This window comes from Shewanella baltica (genome assembly GCF_900456975.1).
In the GTDB taxonomy this organism is placed as follows: Bacteria; Pseudomonadota; Gammaproteobacteria; order Enterobacterales; family Shewanellaceae; genus Shewanella; species Shewanella baltica.
Genome location: NZ_UGYM01000002.1, coordinates 2,069,885 through 2,082,316, shown reverse-complemented (window position 1 = coordinate 2,082,316; position 12,432 = coordinate 2,069,885). Strand labels below are relative to the sequence as shown.

At 43.8% G+C, this 12,432-nt stretch carries 11 protein-coding genes; 9 read left to right on the top strand and 2 right to left on the bottom strand.

Annotated features, from left to right (window positions below; translation table 11 throughout):
• Position 1: 1 nt before the first annotated feature.
• Together dptF and DYH48_RS09280 are read right to left on the bottom strand one after the other, a co-directional pair.
• Positions 2–1,594: a DNA phosphorothioation-dependent restriction protein DptF gene (dptF, locus tag DYH48_RS09290; protein WP_115334604.1), complete on the bottom strand. Its 1,593-nt coding sequence runs from the start codon at positions 1,592–1,594 to the stop codon at positions 2–4.
• A 930-nt stretch (positions 1,595–2,524) separates the two neighbouring features.
• Positions 2,525–2,746, bottom strand: a complete 222-nt coding sequence (locus DYH48_RS09280; protein ID WP_115334602.1) for a helix-turn-helix domain-containing protein — start codon at positions 2,744–2,746, stop codon at positions 2,525–2,527.
• 91 nt (positions 2,747–2,837) lie between these two features.
• On the opposite strand from DYH48_RS09280, the gene DYH48_RS09275 reads away from it, so the two are divergent.
• From DYH48_RS09275 to DYH48_RS09235, 9 genes are all read left to right on the top strand, one after another.
• Complete coding sequence (locus DYH48_RS09275) at positions 2,838–3,089, top strand: hypothetical protein (protein ID WP_115334601.1); 252 nt, start codon at positions 2,838–2,840, stop codon at positions 3,087–3,089.
• Positions 3,082–4,302 (top strand): Arm DNA-binding domain-containing protein, encoded by a 1,221-nt coding sequence (locus DYH48_RS09270; RefSeq protein WP_115334600.1) that lies wholly within the window; start codon positions 3,082–3,084, stop codon positions 4,300–4,302. The genes DYH48_RS09275 and DYH48_RS09270 overlap by 8 nt, the downstream gene beginning before the upstream one ends.
• A gap of 148 nt (positions 4,303–4,450) precedes the next feature.
• On the top strand, positions 4,451–5,152 hold the full coding sequence (locus DYH48_RS09265; RefSeq protein WP_159436990.1) for an HDIG domain-containing metalloprotein: 702 nt from the start codon (positions 4,451–4,453) through the stop codon (positions 5,150–5,152).
• Positions 5,153–5,825: 673 nt separating this feature from the next.
• Positions 5,826–6,017: a YkvA family protein gene (locus DYH48_RS09260; protein ID WP_172481174.1), complete on the top strand. Its 192-nt coding sequence runs from the start codon at positions 5,826–5,828 to the stop codon at positions 6,015–6,017.
• A 114-nt stretch (positions 6,018–6,131) separates the two neighbouring features.
• Positions 6,132–7,010 carry a GTPase family protein gene (locus DYH48_RS09255; protein WP_115334597.1) on the top strand — a complete coding sequence of 293 codons (879 nt, stop codon included), beginning with the start codon at positions 6,132–6,134 and terminating at the stop codon, positions 7,008–7,010.
• Positions 7,011–7,030: 20 nt separating this feature from the next.
• Entirely contained in the window at positions 7,031–7,741 is a 711-nt protein-coding gene (locus DYH48_RS09250) for a GTPase family protein (RefSeq protein ID WP_172481173.1), read from the top strand.
• A gap of 841 nt (positions 7,742–8,582) precedes the next feature.
• Positions 8,583–10,304 (top strand): Cas10/Cmr2 second palm domain-containing protein, encoded by a 1,722-nt coding sequence (locus tag DYH48_RS09245; protein WP_115334595.1) that lies wholly within the window; start codon positions 8,583–8,585, stop codon positions 10,302–10,304.
• Positions 10,301–10,900 carry an RAMP superfamily CRISPR-associated protein gene (locus DYH48_RS09240; RefSeq protein ID WP_115334594.1) on the top strand — a complete coding sequence of 200 codons (600 nt, stop codon included), beginning with the start codon at positions 10,301–10,303 and terminating at the stop codon, positions 10,898–10,900. The genes DYH48_RS09245 and DYH48_RS09240 overlap by 4 nt, the downstream gene beginning before the upstream one ends.
• Entirely contained in the window at positions 10,900–12,432 is a 1,533-nt protein-coding gene (locus tag DYH48_RS09235) for a hypothetical protein (RefSeq protein WP_115334593.1), read from the top strand. The genes DYH48_RS09240 and DYH48_RS09235 overlap by 1 nt, the downstream gene beginning before the upstream one ends.

The window sequence follows — 12,432 nt, the reverse complement described above, 5'->3', positions numbered from 1 at the left end:
CTCAGAGTCCACTCACTTCAAAATACTCATTGTCTTGATTGGTTACCTTGTATCTTTTGTCGGACTTAAGGATCAACAGTGTTTCCTTTTTATTGGCGACAGACACTATTTGCTCAATCACTTCATCCAGCAATAAGACCGCATTTTTATCATGTTTATTTGGACGGTAACCTTGGGTTATGCGCTGCAAAAGCCCAAATAGATTCATGCTGATTGGCATAGTTTTGAGTGGTTTATCATCAACGAGGAGTTGAGCAGCAAATGCGCCTATTTTATTTGAGGCATTTTGTGAGATCGCAACGAAATTTGGTTTAACTTCCAACTCAACCGCTGTTTTAAAACCGTTGTATTCGCTAATAAAGTAAGCATCTTTATCAAGTGTATGCGCATGACGGTTACAATATCGATGCACTGCTGCAATCAAGGTTTCCTTGTAAAAAGAATTCAATTCCTTTTTTTGCTTACCTGAGCCATCAAAATTCTTATGTAACAACCAGATAGAGGAATATTGGTCAACAAGGATATTATTGAAATCAGCCTTAAATGAATCAATAAATCCTGAACTAATACTGACATCATTACGGAGTATATAAGCTAGTCGTAAACAGGATGCTGCTGACTTTAATTCGTAAACACCTAGAGGTTTTAATTGAATTTTGAGTAGTTCAAAATCTTCTCCCGTTACCCCCAAACCATATTGCAAGACAAATTCATCGATATTTCGGGTATGTAAATTACTGGGGTCAAAGGTTTTTATATGTTGTAAAAGTTCGTTGTCGCCACCTGAAAATAAGTTGTCGAATAAATAACCTTTCATTGCCAATATTTGATACAAAAAATCCAATAAGGCACGCGCTGTTAAAAATTGGTCTTTTATCAGCCTAGCTTTAAGCAGGAGATCAATCACCGACTGTTGCACCGCTGGTAATGCTAGCAAGGAGAAATTAGCCGTCACACTGTCATGCCCATTCTTTTGAACTTGATTTTGGTGCAGCGCATAGAATGGATTATCAAGAGTTAGCTCAGTTAACCGCTTAATAAGTTGCAATGCAAAATCGGAAGTATTCCCTGCCTCAGAGAGCGAAAACTTAGGGTAATCTTCAAAATCCAAAAACACATACTTGCTTGGTATATCTTCCCGACGACCAGACAAAAAAGACTTAATGGCTTGAGTTATTTCGACGTGTTCTTCACTTCCTTCCTCAGCGTAATTACCTAACATCCCGATGTTAATCCCAACCACCAATGGACGGCCTGACGCTTTAAACTGTGTAAAACGCTCATCAAGGGTATTAATAGCAGTTTGGTCGGGATTAAAGCTGTGGGTAGCATCTAAATGGAAGTCTATTTTTGATTTCCATTGATTTTTATACTGGGTGAGGATTTCTGACTTGCCATCACCACTGGAGCCACACAGAAAGATAATCTGTCCGGGCTTACACTGCATCAGCTTGGTTTTAAAATCAGCTTCGATGTCAGTCTGGATATAGATATACTTTTTAAAAGTCGACAGGGTACTTTCGGAAACTCTATCAGTACTCACAGCAAATGGTGAGGATTTGGACAGAATAGACAATGCGTCAATGAGCTTCAATGACCACTCCCTGGATGAAGAAAAGATAAATTTACACGAGTTTATCCGCTTAACCATAAGAAAGTCATCAAGATTTTTTCATTTTAAAAATTTAGAATCATAATTTACTCGACTAAATCACAAATTGTCATATGGGATGAAAATAAATTACTCAGCCATGCTAAATCCTCAGAGAATCGACATAGCGTAATGAAAACATGAGTAGTCGTATCTTGCGACATTTTGAGCGGGTCAATCAACCCAGGTTAGCCAATTGTAAGATAGCTTTGACGGGCAATGAGCGGGTGAAACAGTCAACACAGCATTTTAATAGTCTTTATTGCTGGATACACCATTAATGCTTGTTCTTAGTTATCCGAACAAACCATAGGGCTCGGCCTACCTCAATTTCGCAGTATTGCTCACCAATTACCCACCAGCAAGAGTGACTTTGGTCATGTATTACATGAAATGCCTCTGATGTCTGGCCCTAAACTGTCATTCGGCGTTGATGACTGGAATTTACAGGCCTTCCTTGGGAAGCCACATTTTGACCTATGTTATGACGATACAGTTGTCTCGACCACAGTGCAGCCAGCGAGCTCATTAGCTGACTCACTTAATCACGACTTCACGCCTGATTGGACATAGGTACATATGATAATGATCAAATTGAAACACTCGGGGAAGATGCCGCTATTATCAGAATATTGAAAAAATTAAGGCAAACTGTCTATGACGAATATAAGCTAGTGGCCGCTTTAAGTATCTATAACAAATTTAATCCAAATAAACCGTTTAGCCGGCATGTAAATAGGTTAATCAAGATATTATCTAAATCTCTGGGGACCGGTAACATGTCGAAAGCCCATGCATCGATGTCGGTTCTCTCTCTGGAACAGAAAAATCCTCAATATCTGGATGACATGAATATTCCCTAATTGAGAAGATTCAGGATTTCACATGTTCGATAATATCTTCAACTTTACAGTCAAAGTACATACATAAGGCATCTAGTGTACGTGTGGTAGTTGAGTAATTTACATTTGACGCCATCTTTGAAATGGCTGCTTTATTTACCCCAGCCGCATTGGCTACTTCATCAAGTGTAATTTTTCTGCTTTCTGATGCAGCTTTCTTAGCTATTAACGCCTTTAAGTTATATTTAATCATTTCATTATTTCTAAATGTTATAAAAAGTTTCCTTGTAAGAAACCAAAAATAAGGCTAAATTACTCTTGAGGTTTCTTGTGAGGATACATTTATGAGCTTAGACCAAAATACACTGCTTACAGCAAAAGAGCTTTCACCGCTCATTAAATTCAATCCAGATTACATCAACCGTAAATTGAAGGACACAGTTTTTTTGGAAGGTGTTCATTATATTAGACCTTTCGGATCTCGGAAAATATTTTATCTTTGGGAGCGTGTAGAAAAAGAGCTTTATCAGAGCAGAAACTGCAGCCAAATGAATGTGCTCATCCCAATGGCAAAGGGAGGTATTTGTCATGGCTAGTATTCGTGCCCGCAATGGTAAGCTCTTTTTTGACTTCTATTACCAAGGTGTCCGCTGTAGAGAGCAAACGGCGCTAAACGACACACAATTAAACCGCAGTCGGCTGGAAAACGTGTTGAGAAATATTGAGGCTCAAATACGTTTGGAGCGCTTCATCTATCGCGAAGTATTTCCGAGCAGTAAGCGTTGCGATGAGTTCAAAAAACATGACGACCAAGCGAGTTTGATAAAAGAAAACATTCCAGATCAGTCTTCACACCTTTTGACCAACATTCCTACGTTTAAAGGGTTTGTCGCTGAATGGCTGGCTGAGAACCGGATACAGTGGAAAATTAGTCACTACAAGAATGTCGCTATGATATTTGAGCGTTACTTGATGCCTGAATTCGGTCATTTTCGTTTAGACGAAATCACCCGGCCACAGTTGATTAAATATCGGGCTAGTATCAGTGAACCGAAACGGAAAGGAAGGCAAGGTAAACTCAGTAATGACTGGATTAATCATGTTATGACTCCGTTGCGAGGGATCTTAAACGAAGCGGCTCTTCGTTTTGAGTTCCCAACGCCATTTACCAATATTAAGCCGTTAAAAATTGATAAAACGCCTATAGAGCCTTTCTCATTGGCAGAGGTACAGCTGTTTTTATCTAACGTTAGAGAAGATTTTCGTGACTACTATACGGTGCGTTTTTTTACCGCGATGAGAACTGCTGAGATCGATGGTCTTAAATGGCAATACGTCAATTTAGAGCGTGGTGAGATATTAGTTCAAGAGACTCTGGTTGATGGCAATGTCGAAACACCCAAGACATCGGCATCTTATCGCAGTATTCAATTGTCTCAACCTGTAACTGAGGCGCTTAAGCGTCAATTCAGCCTAACAGGGAGATTGACGTACGTTTTTTGTAACTCTAAAGGTAAGCCACTCGATCATCGAAATGTCACCAAGCGGATCTGGTATCCGGCGTTAACCGCTTTGAACCTCAAACGTCGTCGCCCTTATCAGACGAGACATACCTGCGCAACCTTATGGTTAGCCGCTGGCGAGAGCCCAGAATGGATTGCCAAACAAATGGGGCATAGCACGACCAAAATGTTGTTCGAGGTGTATAGCCGTTATGTACCCAATATAACAAGACAGGACGGCAGTGCTTTCGACCGCTTAGTAAAACAAATTCAGCTAGCTACATCAGGAGATCCCCATTATGAATAACGTTATATTTGCATGGGTTAAAGACATTAAAATCAGTGGTCATCTACCTACTGCTAACTGTGAATTTATTTCAAGCCAAAAGACAATACATGCCATCACATCTGCAGATATTGCCAGGACATGTCAATTCAACTATGGGCTAGCTCAAATGAACATTACTCATGATAGCCGAGGTAATGTCGTTATCTGTGCGATGAAACCCATACTCACTCGTTACAGTGAAAATGAATATATTCAGTTAACTCAGCTACTGGGTTCGACAAAAGAGAAGTTGCTGGGTCGTTTTTTGAAGTTATTAAGCCTAGTGACTTGTCCTGAACTACAGCCCTTCGTCAATTTTATCTTTGAGAGAACAGACATTCTTAAGATATTTATCAAGGCCCAAGCCAGTTATCAGCATCACCATTCCTATGCCAATGGACTATTTGAACATAGCATAGAGGTCGCTGAGATGACCTATCACAATGCCAAACATCTACAGCATTCAGAAATCGAGTGTCAGACAGGACTGGTAGCGGGGTTATTTCATGATATTGGTAAAATTTATGCCATGTTAAACCAGCACATTGAACATTATGTGCCTGGCCCACATGAGAGTTACAACTTCGCGATTCTAGCTAAGCCTCTGGGTGAACTGGGCACCATCAACAGTAAGGTATTTGCTCTACTGAGCGACTTACTTGCTGCAAAACCCTATGGCCATAAAGTCCGCTATGCAATGGAATACGTACTTCAGCAAGCAGACCGCAGCTCTGCACAATCGGGGTATGTACGTGATCAGTTTAAGTCATTACCCGCCCACTATGATTTTAGAAAAGTCGGTGATTCTGTCATCCGAAGATTAAATTAAGTTGAGCAATCTTAATGATAAATGACGCGGGTAAATGTTAAATATGATCTGTAATGACAACTTTTCAATTGGTACAGTGCTTACCCAGCTCAACAGGGTGATGGTTCCATAAGGAAAACAGGGATGACTTAACATATTGATAATACAAGGTTGGCTTATTATTGGCGTGAACAACTCTTAAACCATCAACTTCAAGTGTATTTTAAACGCTTGTTCTGCTCCATATTTTCCAGCATAAAAACAATTCGTTAAAATCACTCTCTGTCTAACGACGCTCGCCCTGCACAAAGGCTTAAGGCCCATTCATACTCATTTATCAAACGTAATAGATCTTCTAGCGCCCCCGCTATTTAACTATTCCTTTCTCGCCCCTGTACCATCCAAATTTACTGACTCTCTACAGTGGATATTGGCTTCATTTATAGCCAGCTCTTATAGCCAAGTATTAGTGTCCCTAGCAAGAGAATAAAGATGTTCATCCGTTTACCACACGCCGCGAGACAAGTTTGTCAAATGAAAATTTGCAAATAACTAGGTTAAGCTTCACCCATTGATGCATTAATAACTCAGACGAGGAGCACAAGATGTCTAGGCAGGATTACAGCGCAAACTTCAGCAGCAAAGGATTATGGTTAAGTCTGAGCAAACACTTGAAACGATTTGGAGCAGAACGGTGTTGGCACTACATCTACATTATACGGCCGAAGATGCAGCAACGCTAATCTGGGCTAAGAGCCTTATATATTCAGCGCTGGAATATTTAATCCTGCCTATTTATGCCATTCCGGACATGCTCCCTGGTATCGGCTTGAGCAATGATATCGCAGTCATGAGTGCCACACTGGCGACTTCGCGGCTCATGTAGGTGAAAACCATAGGCAGCAAGAAGAGCAACGTCTGCAGGACTGGCTCGAGTAAGAGGCTAAATCAATACCTACTCGGTAGCCTATTATTTCCAGTTAACACAGGGGGAAACACCATGGACAACATGTTCTCTATTTTGCAAGAGACTGATGAGCACTTTACTGCAGAGCAGGCTCAACGGATCCATGACAAGCTTAGCCATATGCTGAACTACAGACCCCGTGTGGGGATCTTTGGCAAAACAGGTGCCGGCAAATCATCATTATGCAATGCATTGTTTGGCAGAGAAATTTGTCAGGTTTCAGATATCGAAGCTTGTACTCGCGCTCCGCAGGAAGTCATGTTGAATCTCGATAATGCCAAAGGCATTATCCTGATTGATGTGCCAGGAGTAGGCGAGGATCAGCAACGGGATGATGAATATGCCGCACTCTATCAGAGCCTGCTGCCTGAGCTTGATCTGGTGATATGGGTACTCAAGGCTGATGATCGTGCCTATTCGGTCGACATGGACTTTTATCATAACTTGGTCAAGCCGCACTTGGATCAAGGCAAACCCTTTATTCTGGCGTTGAACCAAGTCGACAAGATTGAGCCTTCTCGGCATTGGGATTGCCTGAATAAGGTCCCAAGCTCAGCACAGGCGGAAAATATCGACTTGAAAATTGCCGGAGTGGCGCAGAGTTTTTCCCTCAAGCGCTCAGCCGTAATTCCAGTCTCGGCTGATGAGGGATATGGCCTGTCGAAGCTGGTGGATGAAATTATTTTCTCCCTGCCGGATGAGAAAAAACTCTCAGTTGCCAAAGAGGTCCCAGCAAAAAACCTCTCAAAACAAGCAAAGCAAGAAGTCGAAATCTCGGTTTTGCGAGTGCTCACTCGGACGCTCGCCGGCGCAGCCAGTGGCGCGGCGCTAGGCGCTAAATATGGAGGCAAGCCTGGTGCAGTGATTGGCAGCATTGTGGGTGGTATTGGTGGATTTTTTGGAATTTGGTGATTATGTCTAGATTACGGTGTTTGGTAAACGTTACTCGCGATGTGTTGGAGTTGGTTCATAACAGAAAAGCATTCGCATTTTTGATCGATCGCCAGCCATTACTGTCGACGGCCTCAATATGGCAGCGTGATAATGGCAATTCTCATGATGTCCAGGTGATTGCTATTGGCAAGACGGGCTATGGTAAATCGACAACCCTGAATCAGTTGGTGGGTGAAGAGGTATTTGAAACCAATGACATTCATGGTTGCACCCGAGCCATGCAGTCTGCCGAATACCGATTTCAAACCGCCAAGGGGCAATGTTACTTCTCGCTGGCAGATCTGCCCGGCATAGGTGAAAAACCTGAACTGGATAAACGGTACATCGCCCTGTACCGACAGGCAATACAAAAGGCTCACCTTGCCATCTATTTCTTAAGGGCCGACCAGCGAGATTACTCCATTGATCTATTGGCATTTTCTGAATTATTTAAAACAGCATCCGAAAGGCGCAAGGTTATCTTAGTTATTAATGCTGTCGATAAAATTGAGCCGCTTAATAGATGCTTGTCCTTCGAATTGTCATGGGAGCAGGTGCAAAGCCTTGAGTTGAAATTGACTCAAGTCAGTGCAAAATTCGATGTGCCAGAAGATCGCATCGTGGCAGTGTCTGCCATAGAGCAATTCAACTTGGATAAACTGATACACAAAATAGCCGAGCATTTACTGCCATTCCTGCAAATTGCTTAGCAAGTGCAGGAATGGCACGCTGCGGAATATTTTGAGGATCTGTAATTTAGAAAAATGCATTTGGCTGGTAACTCGACATCCAGGAGCACAAGCCTGGTTAGTCAGCCGAGTGTGTAAAAGATTAACGCACGGTTGGAAAGTGGTCATCTTTTGACAAGCCTCATGCAACTCCCCTATTAGGACATATAATTGTGCAGGACGAGTCCGATGAGACAATTACAGTAATACCTGCTAACAACCATAGTTTGCCAAGACCGCTCATGGGGCTCAAGCAATGATATCACCACAAAACAGGTTCAGCGCTAGCATAGGCTGAAAGCTGGCGATGCGAGAGAGCATTATAGCTCCAAGCCTCAATTCATTTTTCATCTAACAACTGCCTGTATGAAAATCTTGATTGTAAAATATCAATCAATAACTTAGTGTTAGCACTACTTGGGTACATCGGAATATGCAATTTATAACGCGTGTGCCCATATCAGGTATCGTCTAGGATAGATGCAACGGCATGCAAAAAAATAACTCAACGTCCCCGCAGACAAACTTGTCAACCAACACCAGTTTCAATCCCAGGTTATATTTCGATATCAGCTAATTCGGCTTAGCTCAAAGTAATAAAAATCACAGAATGCACAAGGAAGTCACCAATTGAAATCATTGAAGCGGCATCGTAATCCCCAGTTAGCACCAAAGTATCGTCTTCAGACCTCAGTCTATTTATTGTCACCGGTCAAAATCCATATTCTCTTTCCCTTTATGTCGCAGGTGTTGATTGTTGGAGCCGCCTCACAAAAACGGATTTGAAAGAATTATTAACCTCACTTCATAAAAGGAATAAGACATGTATGTCTATCTATTCGAAGCCAAGTCGATACAAACATATTTGTTTCGAAGCGGCAGGCTTAAGGATGTTATTTCGGCCAGTGAGAGGCTGGACCGTCTAGTCGATGACAACTCCGGAAGTGTCCTTGCACTAGTATTACACTCGGCTGGACTCAAAAGTGATTTGCTAGAACCTGTATTAGTTAGCGGCCAAGTTATCGGTTTCACTCGCTGCAAAGGAGGAGCCTTTTACGCCTATTGTGAACAACAAGAACCTCTGCTCACTTTACGCAGCCTCTGGACTCTGACGGTTCAACAGCTTTTCCCAGGACTGGAGTTTGCCGATGCCCTTACCCAAGGCGAAACGTTGGCTGAAGCCATGGATGCGGGCCACCCGGCACTGGCTGCCAGTCGAAATTGCCCAACCGTCAAATTCCCTTTGGCTACGGCACCTTGTGATCACGCCCCTCGTACAGGCCTTGCAGCCGTACCACTTTCAGCTGCCGCCAAAACAGAAGTCAAGTCCAGTGAAAAAGATGAACGCATCGATCTTGATACCGAGCTTCACCGTCAAGGTTACAGGCTACTTCGGTTACGGCAAGAACCACTGCTACACAAATTTATCACCAGTATCGAAGGTGATAAGCAATTACCTGATGGTCTTAACTTCCCTCTTAATATGGAAGACTTTCCGGCGTTCAATGACCCGGATGAAGGACATTCTGTTGTTAAAGATTTGGCGCTGATCCATATTGATGGTAACGGGCTTGGTCTGTTGCTGCGTTCGCTGCAAGGGGCATTAAAAGGTATTGGTAATCAGGAGTATGGCAGAGCATTCAGAACTTTCTCTTCTGCATTGGCTAGGGCTACACAGCAGGCAGCCTTCCAAGCCAGTTATTGGCTTTATCAGGAACAAAAGCGCGGACTTGACGAAGGATGTGAGCCAGATATGCTCGCCATACGGCCCATCGTTCTCGGTGGTGATGATATCACGCTCTTTTGCCAAGCAGATCTGGCTCTTGGTTATGCAGAAACCTTTTGCATTGCCTTTAAAAGCTGTTCCGAAAGAGAACTCGCCCCTTTATATAATGACTACTTGCAAGGAACGCAACTCAAGCCATATCTCACAGCAAGTGGTGGCATCCTTTATCACAAAGCGACTCATCCTTTTGCGACCTGCCACAACCTAGTCGAGGGGTTGTGTAAAGAAGCCAAGCAACTGACACAATCTCAGGACAGTAATGTGGGGCCTGCTGCCATTTCTTTCTATCGTTTGTCACATGCTTTGGCTGAAGACATAGATACTTTCCGCACTCAAAGCCAACAATTTTTGATCGAAGACCGTCAACTGCTTACCTCTATTGGGGGTTACCTTGTCGAGGGTGAATCTCAAAATAACGTTCAGAAAGCCACTGCTTACACCCCGACCCTTAGCAAACTCAAGCTGGCGATAACTTTGTTACGTGATAAACGTTCTAGTCTTTCTATTGCCAAGTTCCGGCAGATGGCAACAGAACTGGCGCGTGGCGACATGGCTGAAGCAGAGCGCATCTACCAGCGTGCCTGCGAACAACTAAGTCCGTCAACCTTAAAAGAGTGGCAATTAATTTTAGCGTCCCTCAGCCCTAAAGCCGATACACCAAACTGGTACTGGAATAATCAGAGCTGGCTTTCTGATTTGCTTACCATCGCTCACTTTCTGCCTCAAAGTACACCTGCCACGCAAGGATCTAAGAAATGATAAAAAGTATACAAGTGATGCTGACATTCGATCTTAGAAGCGAATGGCATCTGGGTTCAGGCCGCGAAGGCGGAGCCTACGCCGATAATCTGGTGCAAAAAAGTCCAGATGGGTTGCCCATCATTAATGGAAAAACGATCAAAGGCTTGTTACGCCATGCTTTCAATGAATCGAACAAATACCAGTGGCTGCCTGATGCTGATGTCGACACTATCGAACACCTCTTTGGTCGCGAAGGCACCGACCTCATGGCCTCTGGGGCACTAAAGTGTGAAAGTGCCACCTTAAACTTGGCCGAGCAACATTATTTCAAAGAAAATCCATCGGCAATCGACCATCTTTACCGGGTACGTCATGCCACAGCCATAGACCCGCTAACTGGGACCGCCCAAGACGGTTCCCTACGGGCTATGGAGGTTGTGATCCCCATGGCAATGCAATCGCGACTGACATTGACCACTGATAACCCCAAGATCTTAATACAGTTCTCCAAGTGGCTAGATCTATCACTGCCACTGTTATGTTCGCTGGGTGGTAAGCGGCGCCGAGGATTAGGTGAGGTCATTGTTACAGCAACTTGTCAGGAGAATTGCTGATGCGCCTTTATTTTAGCCTAACGAATCTCGAACCTTTGGTCATTAGCCAATCGAGTGCTTCCACTAATAGCCATCAGTGTCTGGACCACATTCCTGGGAGCGCTATTCTAGGGGCAATAGCAAGTAAGCTCTATTCATCACTCAGTGACGAACAGAGCTTTGCCCTGTTCCATTCGGGAGCTTGCCGATTTGGCCCTGCATACCCCATGCATCATGATGAAATAGCCATGCCCATTCCGGCCTCATGGTACAAAATCAAAAACGATGGCCACACACTCTACAATCACGCCGCTGCGAACTTTAGCCGTGATAAGGAAAAACAATACCAACAGTGCCGTAACGGCTATATCACCTCTAAGAATATTGATGTGTTGGTTAAGCAAGGGCTTACCACTCGAACTGCCATTGATGAACAAACTCAAAGAGCCAGTGATGGCCAATTATACTCTTACGCCTTTATTGAGGCTGGGCAACATTTTGGCGCATGGGTCGACGTAAACGACTCATCTCTGTTAGCCATTCTGCGTCCATTGCTAAATGGTGAACTCAGCATAGGCCGTTCTCGTTCTAGCGAATTTGGTCGAGTACAACTGCACTGTCCAACCCAGCAACCTGCGACTAAACAAGCTTGTAAACTGGAGAAAAAACTGGTTATTTGGTGCTTGAGTGATGCAGAGTGTCGTGATGCGTGGGGTATGCCAACCGTCACTCCCCGAGCTGAAGATCTGCATCCAGCATTAAAAGGTGAGCTTGATACAACGCGCAGCTTTATTCGTAGCCACAAAGTTCGCCGTTTCAACCGAGCCCGCAATGGCTTTGACACTGAACAGCAACTGATCTCCCGCGGCAGCATATTGACCTTTACTCTGCAAGAAACCGCCAGTGATGACATTCTTACAGAAATGGCCAGTCAAGGGATAGGTTGTAACCGCCAACAAGGACTCGGGTGGGTCAGCGCTAACCCTCAATGGGCCAGTATGGCGCAACCGAATAGCCTTGCAATTTTTGATGCCATCACACTCACTCCCCCGCCAAAGCAAGAAACTAGCGGGGCACAAACTGAAACTCCATTACTGCGATGGATTCGAGTGAAACAGCAAGAGTCACACACCGATAAAAAGCAAAGCACCGACATTAAAGCGTTACATAAGGAAATTTTTGCTGCTTATCGCAATGCACGTCATTACCGCAATGTTCCCCGTAATTACCAAGCCGGTCCGTCATCTAGTCAGTGGCATCGACTCACTGATTTAGTGCGCAGTCGTCAAGATGAAAGCTGGTTCAAGGTGGCCTTTGTCGGCGATGCGGCAATCTGTAAGAGCAATAATGATCCAGATGGCTGGGGCATCGACTGGCAGGAACAGGGCGTCTTATTAACTTTCTCGGAAAAAATGAAAAAAATATTCGATGGAGCTGACATTCTCCTTATGCGGCAAATACTTGAAATTTTGTGTCGTTATGACCTTTCCACCAGCGATGGTCTACAACGCTTTCATAAAAACCACCTAGAGCCACATGAAGGAGGGGAATAG